Here is a 15,769-nt window from a genome sequence, read left to right on the forward strand (position 1 = left end):
CAGCGCTGCCTGGACTGACGGTCAGCCCCCGAAGATCCGCTACATGCAGCTATACGGCGCATAATCTTCTTCGACGGCCACAGGGAAATTCACACGCATACGCGGAGGCATGATGAGCCGAAAAGTATGGATGTGCGTGCTGCTGGGCGCAGTCGGGGCGGCACAGCCGGATGCCGGACAAGCGCATCGGTTTGACGTCGTCTTGAAGAACGGCACCATTCTGGATGGTTCAGGATTGCCGCCGTATCGCGCGGACGTTGCGATCGCGGGCGGTCGCATCGCGAGGATCGGAAATCTCCCGCGCGACTCGGCGGAGCACGATATCGACGTCACCGGACTCTACGTCGCTCCTGGATTCATCAACATTCACAGCCATCTTCAGCCGGCGGCGCTCCCGCGTGCGGAGAACATGCTGACGCAGGGCGTGACCACCGAGATCACGAATGCGGACGGAGCCGGGCCGACCGATCTACGCACCGTGACGGCACGCGTCGCCAGAGCCGGCCTCTCGGTCAATCTGGGTGCTTACATCGGTTTCAACAGCGTGTGGTCCGCCGTGGTCGGACTCTCCGATCGCCGGCCAACGGCCGAGGAGATCGATCGGATGCGTGCCCTCATCGTCGCCGCGATGAAGGCGGGCGCGTGGGGTGTCTCCGCCGGACTCGAGTACAGGCCCGGGTATTTCGCGCGAACGGAGGAAGTCACTCAGGTGGTCTCCGCTGCCGCACCATGGCGAACGAACTTCCCGAACCACGTCCGGAAGACGCCCGAGTCGGGCTTCAGCTGGCGCGTCGGCCTCGAAGAGACGCTGCGCATTGCGAAGGCGGCGGGATTGATTGGGGTCATCACGCACATGAAGGCAGAAGGGAAGGAGCAGGGAACGGCGACCCGGCTGCTTGCCACCGTCGCCGCGTCGACCCGGGAGGGCGACTACGCGGCGGCGGACGTGTACCCATATCTGTCCGGGCAGACCCGCCTGAGCAATCTCATCATTCCGGCCTGGGTGCAGGATGGCGGACGACAGGCGATGCTCGAGCGATTTGCCGACCCCGACCAGCGTCCGCGGATCGCCCGCGAAATCGAGCAGACGATCGCCGGTCGATTGGGCGACGTCGCGGGCATCTATCTTCCGGAGACGCGACGGCATTTGACCGATGTGATGCGCCAGATGGAGGTGTCTGCGGGCGAGGCGGTGGTGCGGCTGGTCGAGAAGGACGACCCGCAGATGATCGCGCCATTCGGCCGCGAATCAGACCTGCAGAAGATCCTCGAGTACCCCGACACGTCGATCGCGTGCGATTGCGGTGCCACGAACGCGAGCGACATCCATCCGCGGTTCTACGGCTCGTTTCCTCGAGTCCTCGGAAAGTACGTGCGTGAAGAGAAGATTCTCACCTGGCAGGATGCGGTGCGGAAGATGACGGCGCTTCCGGCAGCGACGATCGGCATGATCGATCGCGGCTACCTCGCGCCCGGTATGGCAGCCGATGTGACGGTGTTCGATCCTCGTACCGTCGTCGATCGCGCAACCTACGAGAAGCCGGCCGTTCTTTCCGAGGGCATTCGGCATGTCTTCGTCAACGGCGTGCATGCGGTGCGTGACGGCGTGGTCACCGGCGAGCAAGGCGGACGCGTACTCTGGAGAACCGATGCGATGCCGAGCCGTCCGATGACAGCAAACGGAAGGCGCCGCGTCACCCTGCGCACGCAGACTGAGACTGGTGAGATCTCGATCGATATCCGGCAGGAGCGGGGCGCGCGTTACGCGCAGGGAACCGTCGTAATGCGAGCCGGCGACGCGCCAGTCGTGGCGGGCGAACTCGGCGTGCTACAGGTGGCGCCCGGTTGGGCGAGCTTTACCGCCGAGAACATGCATGCCGTGATTGACGCTGCGAATCCGTTGACTCCTGGATCGGCACGGCTGAACGTTTGGCTGCGCAACGCCGAGGCTCCGCACGTGTCGGCGGTCGATCCTGCGAAGGTCCGCGTGACGCTTCCGCAGCGCTGACTCTCGAACGTCAGCAGGAGCGTTCGGCGGCAATCCGATCCGCAGCGCCGTCGATGAAGGGCGCTTCCACGGCGATGAAGCTTCGACTGGCGAGCGGAGGCTCGTTCTGAACGGCCTTTCGAACCCCACCCATCGCGGTCGAACGGCTCAGGTCCATGACGGCTGTTGTGGATGATCGAGCGACAACAATCGACGGCACAAACCCGGGTGGGGCATGAATGCTCTGACTTTCCCGTCGACAAGGGTGCGACGATGATCCGAACACTGTCCACCGCCATCGTCCTGATCTCAAACCGGCGAACGTGAAACTGACGCCCGACAGCACCGTGAACGAAGCAATCGGGAGCGAGTCGGGGTCTGCGACCTGACTCGCTCCAGATTGTCGCCACCAGCGCCGGCTAGCTGCAGCTGAGCGCCGGATTCCAGGGCTCGAACACGCCGTTCGGATTGTTCGCCCAGATCCACACGTGCATGTCCCAATGCCACGGCATCCCCGGGAAGTGTCCCGGCATCGGCCCGTCGAAAGTCCGGCCGAAGAGTTGGGGGGTCGGCGTCACCACCTGGTAGTTCGAGGGCCACGGACTCGGAGAGGTCCAGGGGGCGACCTGGTTGGTGGCGGGATCGCGCAGCAGCACGAACTGGATGTACTCGACTGCGACGAGCCGGAATCCGCCGTCTGGCTTGGGCAGGTACAGCAGCACTTCCGGGCGAAGCGGATCGATCTGCTGAGTGGCCAGCAGCGCGGAGTTCGGCGTATGGATGCCCATCGTTCCAATCGGGATCTGGTCGCACACGCGGCCTGCCGGGTTCAGATACCCGGCCGCGACCGCCGCAGACACCTCGTGGAACTGAGCGGTCGCCTCGCGAACGGCCGCCAGCTGCGGGCCCAGGGACGGATCCCCCTGGAGCGGCGACTGGACGTCCGCGGCGGCGGGTGCCGGCGCAACCGGGGTCCTGCCGTCGGAACAGCCTGTGATGAGGAGCGCGAGTCCGCAGGCGGCGATTCCGGGCGTTGAGCGTCGAACGAGGGTTCCCATGTGCATAGAGCTCCATTTCTGAACGATGACGGTTCCGTTCCCGCGGCGGCCAGACGCCGCCTGCATATCCGTCAGGCGGAATCCGCCTGTGGAAAGTGCACCCCGGGGTAGACTCGGTCGCGGATGGCGAACCCCGGAGACGTGACGGAGCTCCTCATGGCGTGGAGTGCCGGCGGGGGGAACGCGCTGGGCGAGCTCGAGGTGCTCGTGCACCGGGAGCTGCGGCAGATGGCCAGACGTCTGCTCGACGGCGAACGATCGGGGCACGGCTGGCAAGCGACCGATCTGATCAACGAATCGTATCTGCGCTTGATCGGCTGGCGCGGCGTGGAGTGGCAGAACCGCGCCCACTTCTACGCGACCGCCGCGCAGATGATGCGGCGGGTGCTCGTCGACGCGGCGCGCGCCCGCCAGTCGGCCAAACGCGGCGCGGGCGCGGAGACGGTCCCGATCGACAGCGTGCAGCTTCCCGCGCCGGACCCCGACGTCCAGGTCATCGCGCTGGAACACGCGCTCGACGAGCTCGCGGCCATCGCTCCGCGGGCGAGTCAGGTGGTGGAGCTGCGGTTTTTCGGAGGCTTCAGCGTCGCCGAAACGGCGGACGCCCTCAACGTGTCGGTCCGGACGGCGATGAGCGACTGGAATACCGCGCGTGCGTGGCTCCGCCGACGCCTGACGGTACAAGGCTCCCATGAAGAATGATCAGTGGAACCGCCTGTCCGACTGGCACAACGCCTGGCTCGACGCCGATGCGAACGGACGGGCCCGGCTGCGCCGGCAACTGACCGAGACGCAGCCGGACCTCGTGACGTATGCCGAGGATCTGATTGCCTCCGGCGCGCCGCCGGACGACTTCCTGGACACGCCGGCCTTCGTCCTCGCGGCGCGCCAGCTGGCGCGCGAGACCGCGCTGCTGACGGGCGCAGACGTCGGCCCGTATCGCGTGGTCAGCCTGATCGCCCACGGCGGAATGGGCGTGGTCTACCGCGCGACGGACGTCCGGCTTCAGCGCGACGTCGCGTTGAAGATGCTGTCGCCGATCGGGATTCCCGACGAGCGGCGGATCGATCGCTTTCTGCGTGAAGCGCGCATCACCGCGTCGATCGATCATGCGAACGTCGTGAAGGTGTACGACGTCGGCCTCTTCAACGGCCGCCCGTACATCGTCGTCGAGCTGCTCGAAGGCGAGACGCTGCGGGCGAGGATCACGCGGGAGGCCCTCACACCGTCTGAGGCGCGCCGGATTACCGCCGACGTTGCCAGGGGGCTGGTCGCCGCGCACTCGGCCGGCCTGGTGCACTGCGACCTCAAGCCGGAGAACATCTTTCTCACCCGCGCGGGCGTGACCAAGATTCTGGACTTCGGCATCGCCAGGCTCGGCCCCGACGCCGCGCACCCGCGCCATGGCGCGCCGACGGTCACCGGGATCCTCCTCGGCACCGCCGGCTATCTGGCTCCCGAACAGATTCGCGGCGAACGAGTGGACGCGCGTGCCGATCTCTTTGCGCTGGGATCGATCCTCTACGAGCTCGTCACCGGCGAACGGGCCTTCGCCGGCGAGAATACGGTCGACACGCTTCATGCCATCCTCCACTCGCAGCCCCCTGACCTCCTTCGGCAGACCGATGGCGTTCGCGCCGGTCTCGCCAGGATCGCCGCGCGCCTGCTCGAGAAGGCGCCGGACGATCGCTTTCAGTCGGCGGCGGATCTCGCATGGGCGCTGGAACAATCGGGTCCCTCTGACGTCACGCCACCTCCCGCCGTGCCGATCCGCAGCGCGCAACGGCCCCTGCGGGCGTACTGGATGTGGATCGCCGCGCCGCTGGCGTTGCTGGCAGCGGTGGTCGGGACCTGGTGGACCGTGCGCCCGGCGCCGCTCGACCGGCAGCCTGCCGCGCCGGCACGGTTTACGTGGACGCTCCCGGCCGGCACGAGCCTGCTGTCCGCGCCCTCCGTGTCGCCCGACGGGCGGCGCATCTGCTGGGTCGGAGGCAGCGACGCCGGCGTGCGCCGGATATTCGTGCGCGATCTGTCATCGCTCGACGCCGCGACCGTCCCCGGGACGGAAGGCGCGCGTCATCCATTCTGGTCCCCCGACAGCCAGACGATCGGTTTCTTCGCGGAAGGCAAGCTGAAACGGGTCGGCCTCGGCGGCGGCTCCCCGATCGCGCTCGCGGACGCACCGGACGCGCGCGGCGGTACGTGGAGCCGGTCGGGCGTCATTGTTTTCCAGCCTCAGTATCGGGATACGTCGCTGATGCGCGTGTCCGACCAGGGTGGCGGCCTCAAGCCGGTCACGATCGTCGATCGCGCGCAGGAAGAAACCGCCCACCGCTGGCCGGCGTTTCTGCCCGACGGCGTCCACTTCGTCTACTCCATCGTGTCGCTGCGCGATGCCCGCCGCGGCGTCTACCTGGGCAGCCTGGACGATCCTCCTGCGCGATCGGTCCAGTTGTTCGCCTCGGAATCGGCTGCCGTGTATGCGCCACTCGGCGACGGGCGCCGCGGTGCGCTCCTGTCGGTCGCTGACGGCCGCGTTGAAGTGCGGCCGTTCGATCCCGTGCGGCGTACCCTCGACGGGCCCGTGCAGATGATTGGCGTGAACGCCATCGCCACGTCGCCGCGCGACGCGGCGCTGATCACCGCGACGACGAACGTGCTGGCGTACAGCGCTGTCATGCTGCCGTGGGGCGGGCGGCTGGCGAGCGTCGGGCGCGACGGAGCGAACCTCCAGCTGCTGACGGAGCCCGAACTCGGCGGGTTTCCGCGAATCTCACCCGACGGCGCGCGCCTCGCGCGCTCCGTGGTCGATCCGCTCCGAGGCAATCCCGACATCTGGCTCGACGACCTGCGCCGCGGCACGCGGCTGCGGCTGACGACATCAGCCGATCTCGACGTGATGCCGGTCTGGTCCCCGGATGGACGAGAGATCGCCTACCGCTCAGGCACGGTTCACGAGACGACGATCGGCTTTGCGGCATCGGACGGCACCGGCGTGACCCGAACGCTCGCCTGTCCGCAGCAGCCCTGCGAGCCCAGTGACTGGTCACCAGACGGCAAGTACCTGGTCGTCACCGTCGACGGCAGGGATATCTGGACGATCCCGCTCGAACCCGGCGCGGCGCCGCAGAAACTGCTCGCGGATGCGTTCATCGAACGCGACGCACGCATCTCGCCCGACGGCCGATGGCTCGCCTACGTCTCGGATGAATCCGGCCGGCCGGAGGTTTCGGTTCGCAGCATCACCGGGCCTCCGCACCGGTTCGTCGTGTCGAGCGGGGGAGGCGATCAGCCGGTCTGGCGGCGCGACGGCGGCGAGCTGTTCTTTGCCGGTCCGCAGGGAGCGCTGAACGGCGTTCCCGTTCGACGGGACGCGGCGGACGGACTGTCGTTCGGCGCTGCAGCGCGGCTGAAGGTCCCTCCGCTCGGCGATCGTCACTGGGGCACGATCTACGATGTGTCCTCGGACGGCAGCCGGCTCTATTTGCCGCATCCCGGCGGCGAACGCGCGCCGCGCGAATTCGGCGTATTCCTGAACTGGAGCGCGCTCCTCAAGTAAATACCCGGCGCGGCTCGTCGGCCGCGCCGGCGAGTTCACCTCGTCGCCGCGTAGCCGCGACGCGCGGCCTCGATCGTCGCCACGTCGATCTTCCGCATCTTCATCATGGCGTCGAACGCGCGCTTCGCCTCGGCACCGCCGGCCGCAAGCGCGTCCGTGAGCACCCGCGGCGTAATCTGCCAGGAGAGGCCCCACCGGTCCTTGCACCAGCCGCAGTCGCTTTCCTGGCCGCCGTTGGCGACGATGGCGTTCCAGTAGCGGTCGGTTTCTTCCTGAGAGTCCGTCGCGATCTGGAAGGAGAACGCTTCACTGTGCTTGAACGCCGGCCCGCCGTTCAGCCCCAGGCAGGGAATGCCACACACCGTGAACTCGACCGTGAGCACCTCCCCCTCTTTGCCGCTCGGGTAGTCTCCAGGCGCTTTCTGCACAGCGGTCACCTTGCTGTCTGGAAAGGTGGCCGCGTAAAACCGCGCTGCCTCCTCGGCATCCTTGTCGAACCACAGACAGATAGTGTTCTTTGGCTTCATGTCGTGTGCTCCTTTGTTCGTTCCGGTGCGAGTGATCTCTCCGGATGTCTGCACAGTTGACGCCAAATTCCGCCCGGCCGCGCGCGAGCGTCGAGCACAGGTCAGCTTGACAGCACGTGCGCGAGCTTCCGCATGAAGGTGCGGACGTCGGCGATCTGGGCGGCGGTGGAAATGAAGTCAAACGCGGTCGCGCTGACCGCCGTGGTGCGCCCCTCGAGAATCGCCGTGAGCGCAGCGGGCAGAACGGGACATTCGTCGAGCAGGCCGGCCACGCCGATCCACGCGGTCATGTCGATCATGCCGAGCACCTCGGCAGCGCCGCGCGCGAGCCACGGCGTGCCGGCGTCGCGTCGCGCCGCCAGCGTCCGCCGCAGCGCGGCGAATTCCTGCTGCAAGTCAGCATCGACGCACTGAAGATCGTCGAGCACCGAGATGAGTTGCTGCGCCACGAACATGCTGACCTCCTGATGCAGCACCGACCAGCCCACTTCGAACACGGTGACGAGGTCGCGATCGACCAGCAACGCGTCGCTCGACTGTGCCGGCCAGTGCTCCAGCCCCAGGTTGCAGACGCTCGCCGCAGCATCCGACGCCTCCTGGGGCGTGAACGCCCGTGACTGCACCGAGCATCCCGCGAGCAGTGTGTTGGCGAGAAAGGCCAGCTCACGAGTGCGCGCAAAGTATGCCGCTTCATCGGCGTCGCGGACGCAGGCCATCAGGCGGCGCAGCAGGGTGAGGCGGGCGGCCTGCGGGTCGGTGTCCGCCAGTGCGAGCAGCGCGCGCGGACGCGCCGGCATCACGCCGGCCTCGAGAAGCGCCATTACTACTTCGATCGAGTCGGCAGCGCCGCTCGCGTCTTCGTGCCGGTCGGCCCCGGCAACCTTGGAGGACGCCGGCCGCGGCGAGGATTCCCTGGCCGCGTCCGCGGCTCGAAAGTACGCCGCGACGATCGGATTCCGATCGAACCCTCCTGTCGCCGGCGCGCCGGACCCCGTCTGCCGCGGCTGTCGCGCCATCTGGAGAAAGGCGCGCGCGTCGGCCGGAGTGGCGTAGCCCTGCAGCGATCGCCGCTCCTCCCGTTCGATCGCGACGTCGTGGAGCTGCTGCGCCGGGGCCGGCAGCAGATCGTCCAGGCCGTCGATCTCCGGACGGGAGTTGGACAGATCGCGGCAGCCCTGCATCACCGCGTGGAAGTACGCGGCGTGCTCGGTATCGAGCGCCGCCAGCAGCGTGACGATTGCGTCCCACGCATCGGCTCGTCGCGCGCGGACCACATATCCGCCGATCTCGCACTCGAGTCCGGTTCCACTCGATTCGTGCGCCGATGCGTCGTCAGCCGCGATCGCATCTCCTTCACGCATCGCCTCGCCACGATCGCCCGGCTCGTCATCGCTCTGCGCGGCTGGTTCGAAGATCCCCGGATCGAACACGCGAACGAACCGCGACAGTCCGGCGACGACGAGATCCTCGTCGAGCGCGGCGACCGTTCGCGCGGCGATCGACCCTCCAGTGTCTGCCAGGACCTCGAGCCATTCGCCGAAGCGAGTGACGTCGAACTGCTGGTCGCATCCCGGCCGCGCTTCGCGCCACAGATCGAGATCGAGCAGGGAGGCGAGCTGCGCGGGTGTCGCCGACGTCACGAGCTCGCCGCACGCATCGAGTCCGCGATGGCGAATGAGCTGGTGCAGCGTCTCCGGCGGCAGGTGCGGGACGACGCGCGCGAGGGATGACGCGTCCAGTAATCGGGCGAGCCGATGTTCGACATTGGACATGGGCCGGCGATGATACCGATCCTGCCGTCCAACAAACAGTCTTGAAGGTCAGGGCGATGTGAGCGATCCTATTAGTGGCGATTCCAGCGCATTCCCCCCGCGGCCGACGAGCCTCGCCGGCCGCCGCGACCGTCACCTGCCGCCGAAAATTCCGCGCGCCTGAGGACTCTTTCAACTCCCGCAGCTGACGCCATTCCGATCTCCGTCGCGCGCGGGCGATTCTGCACGTGTTTCCGCGTGCTCGGGCCGTCCAGCGGACGGCACGCCATCTGCTCTCCACTTCCCCGCGCGGCCTTCAGGAGCTGTCTCATGAAACTCGCAAGCCGTCGATTCCTGGTCACGGCCGGCCTGACATCCGTCGCGGCGCTGGCGGCGATTCAGGCCGTGCCCTACGGACGCAATCACCTCAACCCGCCCGTCGCCGCAGAGCCGGTGTGGGATTCACCGGAGACGCGGACGCTGGCGAAGCAGGCGTGCTTCGACTGCCACAGCAATGAAACGGCATGGCCGGCCTACTCGAAGGTCGCCCCGGTGTCGTGGCTCGTTCACCACGACGTTTCCGAGGGACGCGCGGCGCTGAATTTCTCCGAATGGCACCGGCCGCAGAAAGAGGCGAAAGAGGCCGCCGAGGAAGTTCTCGAGGGCGCGATGCCGCTCCGGATCTACCAGCTCATGCACGCGCACGCCCGACTGAGCCCCGCCGATCGTGAACGCCTGGCGCGGGGTCTCGAGAGGACGGTCGGCGGGGCGAAGTCGGATGCGGCGCGCGCGGAACGCTAGACCCCCGCGCTCGCTTCAATGTCCCGCATCGGGGAGGTGTGTCGTGGCCACAAGCAGGTTCGTCCGCGCGCTGTCCGTGGTGATCGTGCTGGGATTGGCGGCCGTCACGCCGTCACGCGCGCTGGCGCATTGTGACGGCCTGGACGGCCCGGTGGTGAAGGCGGCTCAACGAGCGCTCGAGTCGCGCAACCCGGCGTTCGCATTGATCTGGGTCCAGCAGAAGGACGAGCGCGAGGTTCGCGCCGCCTTCGAGCAAACGATGGCGGTTCGTCAGCTGAGCCCGCAGGCCAGAGAGCTCGCGGACCGGTTCTTCTTCGAGACGTTGGTCCGCCTGCACCGGGCCGGAGAGGGCGCCCCATTCACGGGCCTCCAACCCGCCGGGCGGGATATCGGGCCGGCCATTCCCGCCGCGGACGAAGCCATTCGCGCCGGGTCGGTGGAACCGGTAAAGCGGCTGCTCACGGGGATCCTCGACGAACGTCTTCGCGAGCAGTTCGGCGAGGCGATGGCGGCGAGGACATTCAAGCCGGACGACCTGCCCGCCGGCCGGGCGTACGTCAAGGCGTACGTCGAATTCATTCACTTCGTCGAACGTCTGTACGAGAGCACGAAGAAAGCGCCGCACGGGCATTTCGATGAGCATCGGTAGAGCCGCCGCACAGCCCGGCACGGGTTGAATGGCGCGCCGGTCGTCAGTAGTTCACGACCAGCAGCCGGTAGCCGACGTCGAGCGTCTCGCGTCCGAGCAGGGCGCGGTTGCGCTCGGCCCAGCGGCCGCTCGCCAGATCATCGGCGAGGCGGGCCAGTCCGGCGCCGACTTCCGGCGTCCGCTCCGCGAGCGCCGAGATCGCAGCCGTCCGGCGGCGATCGAGATACGCTTCGGGCCGCCGCCAGTACGCGCCAAGGAACCCGTCGGTGCAATCCCACGGGATCGGTACGGCGCGGATCTCGGCGGCACCACCGGCGACGCGCGCGAACTCCTCCGGCGACGGAAACGCCGCGCGATCGCGATCGTACACGGACGGAAGATAGTCCCGCACGAACCAGAACGGCCCGGCCAGCGGCGTCCATGTGAACACGACGATCCGGCGGCGCGAGACGCGGCGCAGTTCATGAACACCGCCGCGCCAATCCGGCCAGTGGTGCATCGTCAGCACCGCCAGCGCGGCGTCGAACACGCCGTCGGGAAAGGGCAGCGCGCCAGCCGTCGCGCGGACGCACGGCGCGGCGCCAGGCGCGCGCCGGGCTGCCATCATCGCCGACGGCTCGACGGCGACGACGAACCGGTCGTCCGGCTCGTACGAGCCCGTGCCGGCGCCGACGTTCACGATCGACTCGCTGTCGCTCAGCGCCTCGAGAATCGCCGCATGGACGCGCGGATCCGGCGCGCGGACGCTGGCATAGTCGGCGGCGACGCGATCGTAGTCGTGCGTCATGTCTCCGATCTCGATCATGCGCCAGCCGCGGCAGAACCGGTACAGCGTTTCCGCAAACAACGACGCTCGACGCCGCTGCAGATTCTGCTCTCTTGCGCGCTCCATCGTGACGATGCCATCGTCGTCCCATGGATCTCGTCTCGCGGCTGCGGACTCATTTCGCGCATCAGCAATTCAGGCCGGGGCAGGAGCGGATCGTGAGCGCCGTGCTCGGCGGAGACGACGTGCTCGCCGTGATGCCGACGGGATCGGGGAAGCACCGGTTGACGCGCCGCACTTTGTATCGTAAAGTATGGCGCGTGAGATCGACGGATCACGATTCGCGCTGGCGCGACCCGGAGCCGCCGCGGCGCCGGGGCCGGGACCGGTTCCACGTGGCGATCAACATGGATGGGAACGGCCGGTGGGCGCTCGTGCGCGGCCGCCGTCGCGAAGAGGGGCACGTGGCCGGCGCGTCGGCGGTGCGCCGTACGGTCGAGGCGGCGCCGCCGCTGGGGATCAGCACCCTGACGCTCTACGCATTCTCGTCGGACAACTGGCGGCGGCCGCGCGGCGAGGTGGACAACCTCATGTTCCTGCTCCAGAAGTACCTGGACTCCGAGTGCGCCCATCTCGCCGGGCGCGACGTCCGCTTCAACGTCATCGGGCGCCGCGACAGGATTCCGGACTCGCTCAGAAACAGCATCGCGCGAGTCGAGGATCGCACCCGTGCGGGCACCGCGCTGCATCTGCGCGTCGCCATCGACTATTCGGCGCGCGGGGCGCTGCTCGCGGCGGCAGGCCGTCTTGCGGCCGGCGTCCCGCCCACGCGCGAGGCATTCGAGCGTTCGCTCTTCGAGGCAATGCACGCGCCGGACGGGACCCGCGATGTCGATCTGCTGATCCGCACCGGCGGTGAACAGCGGCTCAGCGACTTCCTGTTGTGGGAATCCGCCTACGCGGAGCTGTACTTCACGGACGTTCTCTGGCCGGATTTCACCGAACAGGATCTCGCCGCCGCCGTTCGCGCCTTCGCCGCCCGCGACCGGCGCTACGGCGGAGTGCTGAGCGGCGCCGTCGGCGATTCGAGCGCTCCCTAGATCGGCATGCCGCCCTTCCTCGTGTGCATCCACGATGCGACGCCCGCGTTCGCGGACGAGACCCGCGTCATGATTCGCGACCTCGCTCCTCTCGTCGGCCGGCGTCTCTCGTTTGGCGTCGTGCCCGACTGGCACGGTGCGTGGCCGCTCGGAGCGCACCCCGACTACTGCCGCCTGCTGCAGGACAGCTCCGACGACCTTCTGCTTCACGGCTGCTTTCACCGCCGGCAGCGAGGCTGCGGACCGGTCACGCTGCTGACCGATCGTTCCGACGAGATGAACGGGCTCGACGCGAACGGGACACGACGCAGAATCGAGGACGGGCAGCGTATCTTCCGGGATGTCTTCGGCAGGCCGGCGCGCGGGTTCGTCGCGCCGGCATGGCAGTCCGGCCACGCGCGCGCCGCGAACGCCGCCGCCCTCGGCCTCGACTACGTCGTCGGGTTCTTCTCGGTGCGATCGTCCGGCGGGAGACGCGTGCCGGTCGCGACGTGGACGTGGGACTGCGGCCGATGGCGCTGGCTCGGACACGCCGGCCACGCCGCCGGCTCGCTGGCGCACCAGTTCGACCGCGGCGTGCCGGCGCTCGCGATCCATCCGCGGGACGTGCAGCGCGGCTTCTGGCCGCTGATTCTGCGGCTGACGCGCCGGCTGCTCGACACCGGCCACGCCCCGACGACGGCCGCCGGGCTGCTCGAGGCGGACGGATGCTGAGGTCGATCTTCGACGCCGTCATGGAGCGGCGCGCCGGCGAGCTGATGGCGCACGTGGCGGGCTGGCTGCCCGCCGGCGGCCCGGTGCTGGATCTCGGCTCGGGGACGGGGCACGTCTCGGCGCGGGTGGAACGCGAGCTCGGTCTTGCCGTGGTGTCCGCAGACGTCAGCGACCTGCACGTCGTCGGACGCCCGCCCGTCCTGATCGCGGACGGGACGCTGCCGTTCGAGCCCGGCACGTTCTCCGCCGCGCTGCTGTTCTTCATGCTCGCGTATCCGCAGGATCCGTCCGGTGTGCTGTCGGAGGCGGCTCGTGTGACGCGCGGGCCCGTCATCCTCGTCCAGTCTCTTCATCGCAACCGTTTCGGTTACGCCTGGCTTCGCGTCCGCGAGTTCCTGTGGACGGTCGTCGCGTTTCACCTGTCGAAGACTCTCGGCTACGTACCGTCCTCCGCGCGCTTCACGATGAACACGCGGCGCTTCTATACCGCCGACGCCCTTCGCCGCGATGTCGCCGCCGCGGGGCTGCGGATCCGCGCGCATCGCGAGCGGCCGGTGCTGCCCGGCGGCGCGCTCGTCGTGGCGGGATGGGTGCTCGAGCCCGATGCGTGAGACCCGTCTCTCCGTCGTGGTCCCCGCGCGCAACGAGGAGGCGCTGATCGCCGAGACACTCGAGGCGATTCTCGACAGCGTGGCGCGCGCGTCACGCGTGCCGCGGCGCGATCTCTGGCTGCCGGACACGCCGTTCGAGGTCATCGTCTCCGACGACCAGAGTCATGACGCGACGGCGGATGTGGTCGCGACCTTCGCCCGGGCATCAGGCGTTCGCCTGGTGTCGTGCCGCGGCGGCACGTGCGCCGCCGCCCGCAACGCCGGCGTGGCGGCAAGCTCCGGGCGCGTCCTCTGCTTCGTCGACGCCGACACGGCCGTTCCGGGGAACGCCGTCGAACGCATTCTGGAGCTTCACGAGGCACGCGGGAAGTGCCTGGTGCTCTATCGTCTGGCCTCGCGCGAGCCGGGCATCCGCGCCTGGCTGTGGTGGACGTTCTGGGGGCTCGCCCGGCACCTTCCGCTCGCCCGGGCGAAGTCGATGCCGGCGTTCATGAGCTGCGACCGGTCGCATTTCGACACCTACGGGCCGTTCAACGAATGCTTCGCCACCGCGGAGGAATGGCCGCTCACGGGTGCGGCGTACCGGCACCATCGCGAGCGCTTCCTGTACGATCGAAGCGTGACGGCGCGCACGTCGAGCCGGCGCATGGATCTCCAGCCATTCGGCTACGTGCGAACCTTCCTGCAGTGGACCTCCGTGGTGCTGTTCCATTGGGCGCGAATCTCTCCGACGGCGCGCATCCGGCACCAGGCACGCGAGTGACCCGTGCCGGCTTCGCGTCGTGCCTCGCCCTGGGGCATGCGCTTCGCGCGGCGAAGTACGCGAGAGCCCGCGTCGTTCGCCAGGACGGCAAGTGCCACGTGCACAAGCGGCGGGCGTTCTACGCGCCCCTTCTGATCCGGCTCAGCGTGCCGCTGCTGCGGCTGCTCGACGCCGGCGTGCGCGTGCTGCCGCAGCGGGCATGGGAAGAACAGGAACGCCGGATGTACCGCACCCTGTACGGAACGACCATTGAGATCGTCGGCCGGACGCTCGTGCTGCCGTGTCTGCCCGGCCGGACCCTCGCGACGCTGCTCGACGACCCGTCGACCGAGAAGCCAGTACGACGGATGGCCATCGAGCGGACAATCGCCGCGCTGTCCGATCTGCACCGCCGCGGCATCACGCACGGCGACGCCATGGCCGAGAACGTCTTGATCGATCTCGAGACCGGGACGGCGCGCTGGTTCGATTTCGAGACCGTGCACGAATCCGCCCGCCCGGACGCCTGGCGGCGCGCGGACGATCTGCGCGCGCTGCTCGCGACGTGCGTCATCAGGACCGCCCCGGAGGAGCGCGCGGAGATCCAGCGTCTCATCGTCGCTGCGTACGGAGACGCGGCTGTTGCCGGTCTGGTGGCCGCGAGCTTCGCATCGGTGCGCCGTCGCGCGCTGCCGTTCCATCTCGGCCAGGCCGCGCTGCCGCTGGAAACCTTCCGCCAGGTCGCGCAGACGCTTGGTCAGCCGGTGCGGTAAGGCGCCGCCCTTCGGCGTGCAGTCCGCTACGCCCAGCGGCGCGCAGGCGGCATGCGCGGCGGCAGCCGTCCGGCCGCGAACAGCTTCACCAGCACGACCCCGCCGACGAATCCGCCGATATGTGCCATGAAGGCGACGCCGCCCCCCGCCTGCGGCCCCTGGCCGATGACGCCGAAGGCGCTGATCAACTGCAGCAGGAACCAGAGACCGACCGCCACGTACGCGGGGACGTCGGTCAGCATCCGGAAGATCAGCACGCGCACCCGGCGATGCGGGTGGAGCACCAGGTAGCCGCCCATCACTCCCGAGATCGCGCCCGACGCGCCGAGACTGGGGATGAACGGGTTGTCGCCGAACACGAAGGTCGAGATCACGTGCGACAGCGATGCGATGAGACCGGTCAGGAGATAGAACGCCGTGTAGCGGCCGTGCGACAGATCGTCCTCGACGTTGTCGCCGAAGATCCACAGGAACAGCATGTTGCCGAGCAGGTGCATGAGACTGCCGTGCATGAACATCGAGACGAGCAGCGTGAGATACACGCTTCCCGGCGTCGGCTGGAGCGGTATCGCCACCCGCTCGTCGCCGAGCTCCACCGGGACTGGACGCGCGATGTCTTGGCCGGTGCGAATCTCCTGCGGCACCGTCGAGAACGCGTAGGTGAAGCGTTCGTTGCCGCCGAGTCCCTGCAGGAAGACGAACACGAAGACGTTGAGCGCGATCAACGCGTA

At 68.4% G+C, this 15,769-nt stretch carries 15 protein-coding genes; 10 read left to right on the forward strand and 5 right to left on the reverse strand.

Features of this window, described 5'->3' with window-relative positions; genetic code table 11:
* Positions 1–112 precede the first annotated feature (112 nt).
* Entirely contained in the window at positions 113–2,008 is a 1,896-nt protein-coding gene (locus tag VFK57_12705) for an amidohydrolase family protein (GenBank protein ID HET7696565.1), read from the forward strand.
* A gap of 398 nt (positions 2,009–2,406) precedes the next feature.
* Here VFK57_12705 and VFK57_12710 read toward each other — a convergent pair whose 3' ends face one another.
* Entirely contained in the window at positions 2,407–3,051 is a 645-nt protein-coding gene (locus tag VFK57_12710) for a hypothetical protein (protein ID HET7696566.1), read from the reverse strand.
* A gap of 117 nt (positions 3,052–3,168) precedes the next feature.
* Here VFK57_12710 and VFK57_12715 point away from each other — a divergent pair, with 117 nt between their 5' ends.
* Entirely contained in the window at positions 3,169–3,747 is a 579-nt protein-coding gene (locus VFK57_12715; protein HET7696567.1) for a sigma-70 family RNA polymerase sigma factor, read from the forward strand.
* Positions 3,737–6,604, forward strand: a complete 2,868-nt coding sequence (locus VFK57_12720; protein ID HET7696568.1) for a protein kinase — start codon at positions 3,737–3,739, stop codon at positions 6,602–6,604. Before VFK57_12715 ends, VFK57_12720 begins: the two co-directional genes overlap by 11 nt.
* A 35-nt stretch (positions 6,605–6,639) precedes the next feature.
* Here VFK57_12720 and VFK57_12725 read toward each other — a convergent pair whose 3' ends face one another.
* Entirely contained in the window at positions 6,640–7,131 is a 492-nt protein-coding gene (locus VFK57_12725) for a VOC family protein (GenBank protein HET7696569.1), read from the reverse strand.
* Between the two features lie 101 nt (positions 7,132–7,232).
* A complete protein-coding gene (locus VFK57_12730; GenBank protein HET7696570.1) occupies positions 7,233–8,903 on the reverse strand; it encodes a DUF6178 family protein in 1,671 nt (556 codons plus the stop codon).
* Between the two features lie 309 nt (positions 8,904–9,212).
* On the opposite strand from VFK57_12730, the gene VFK57_12735 reads away from it, so the two are divergent.
* Complete coding sequence (locus tag VFK57_12735; protein ID HET7696571.1) at positions 9,213–9,683, forward strand: heme-binding domain-containing protein; 471 nt, start codon at positions 9,213–9,215, stop codon at positions 9,681–9,683.
* 43 nt (positions 9,684–9,726) lie between these two features.
* A complete protein-coding gene (locus VFK57_12740) occupies positions 9,727–10,332 on the forward strand; it encodes a DUF6448 family protein (protein ID HET7696572.1) in 606 nt (201 codons plus the stop codon).
* Between the two features lie 43 nt (positions 10,333–10,375).
* Here VFK57_12740 and VFK57_12745 read toward each other — a convergent pair whose 3' ends face one another.
* Positions 10,376–11,224, reverse strand: coding sequence for a methyltransferase domain-containing protein (locus VFK57_12745; protein ID HET7696573.1), 849 nt, complete (start codon positions 11,222–11,224; stop codon positions 10,376–10,378).
* Between the two features lie 194 nt (positions 11,225–11,418).
* On the opposite strand from VFK57_12745, the gene uppS reads away from it, so the two are divergent.
* Genes uppS through VFK57_12770 form a run of 5 tightly spaced genes read left to right on the forward strand, consistent with a single transcriptional unit; the run spans position 11,419 to position 15,038 of the window.
* On the forward strand, positions 11,419–12,198 hold the full coding sequence (gene uppS / locus VFK57_12750; GenBank protein HET7696574.1) for a polyprenyl diphosphate synthase: 780 nt from the start codon (positions 11,419–11,421) through the stop codon (positions 12,196–12,198).
* Between the two features lie 6 nt (positions 12,199–12,204).
* A complete protein-coding gene (locus VFK57_12755; GenBank protein HET7696575.1) occupies positions 12,205–12,912 on the forward strand; it encodes a DUF2334 domain-containing protein in 708 nt (235 codons plus the stop codon).
* The gene (locus VFK57_12760; protein HET7696576.1) at positions 12,906–13,523 is read left to right on the forward strand and encodes a methyltransferase domain-containing protein; all 618 of its coding nucleotides are present in this window, start codon (positions 12,906–12,908) and stop codon (positions 13,521–13,523) included. Before VFK57_12755 ends, VFK57_12760 begins: the two co-directional genes overlap by 7 nt.
* Complete coding sequence (locus tag VFK57_12765) at positions 13,516–14,286, forward strand: glycosyltransferase family A protein (GenBank protein HET7696577.1); 771 nt, start codon at positions 13,516–13,518, stop codon at positions 14,284–14,286. The genes VFK57_12760 and VFK57_12765 overlap by 8 nt, the downstream gene beginning before the upstream one ends.
* Positions 14,283–15,038 carry a lipopolysaccharide kinase InaA family protein gene (locus tag VFK57_12770; GenBank protein ID HET7696578.1) on the forward strand — a complete coding sequence of 252 codons (756 nt, stop codon included), beginning with the start codon at positions 14,283–14,285 and terminating at the stop codon, positions 15,036–15,038. The genes VFK57_12765 and VFK57_12770 overlap by 4 nt, the downstream gene beginning before the upstream one ends.
* A 26-nt stretch (positions 15,039–15,064) precedes the next feature.
* Here the strand turns inward: VFK57_12770 and VFK57_12775 are convergent.
* Positions 15,065–15,769, reverse strand: a 705-nt coding sequence (locus tag VFK57_12775) for a rhomboid family intramembrane serine protease (protein ID HET7696579.1), incomplete at its 5' end; no start/stop codon positions are given.

The organism is Vicinamibacterales bacterium, from assembly GCA_035699745.1.
Taxonomy (GTDB): domain Bacteria; phylum Acidobacteriota; class Vicinamibacteria; order Vicinamibacterales; family 2-12-FULL-66-21; genus JAICSD01.

Excerpts from the sequence above, each read along its gene's own strand:
- VFK57_12730 (HET7696570.1), bottom strand. The coding sequence starts at position 8,903 with ATGTCCAATGTCGAACATCGGCTCGCCCGATTACTGGACGCGTCATCC.
- VFK57_12705 (HET7696565.1), top strand. The coding sequence starts at position 113 with ATGAGCCGAAAAGTATGGATGTGCGTGCTGCTGGGCGCAGTCGGGGCG.
- VFK57_12755 (HET7696575.1), top strand. The coding sequence starts at position 12,205 with ATGCCGCCCTTCCTCGTGTGCATCCACGATGCGACGCCCGCGTTCGCG.
- VFK57_12725 (HET7696569.1), bottom strand. The coding sequence starts at position 7,131 with ATGAAGCCAAAGAACACTATCTGTCTGTGGTTCGACAAGGATGCCGAG.
- VFK57_12765 (HET7696577.1), top strand. The coding sequence starts at position 13,516 with ATGCGTGAGACCCGTCTCTCCGTCGTGGTCCCCGCGCGCAACGAGGAG.
- VFK57_12720 (HET7696568.1), top strand. The coding sequence starts at position 3,737 with ATGAAGAATGATCAGTGGAACCGCCTGTCCGACTGGCACAACGCCTGG.
- VFK57_12715 (HET7696567.1), top strand. The coding sequence starts at position 3,169 with ATGGCGAACCCCGGAGACGTGACGGAGCTCCTCATGGCGTGGAGTGCC.
- VFK57_12710 (HET7696566.1), bottom strand. The coding sequence starts at position 3,051 with ATGCACATGGGAACCCTCGTTCGACGCTCAACGCCCGGAATCGCCGCC.
- VFK57_12735 (HET7696571.1), top strand. The coding sequence starts at position 9,213 with ATGAAACTCGCAAGCCGTCGATTCCTGGTCACGGCCGGCCTGACATCC.
- VFK57_12760 (HET7696576.1), top strand. The coding sequence starts at position 12,906 with ATGCTGAGGTCGATCTTCGACGCCGTCATGGAGCGGCGCGCCGGCGAG.
- VFK57_12745 (HET7696573.1), bottom strand. The coding sequence starts at position 11,224 with ATGGAGCGCGCAAGAGAGCAGAATCTGCAGCGGCGTCGAGCGTCGTTG.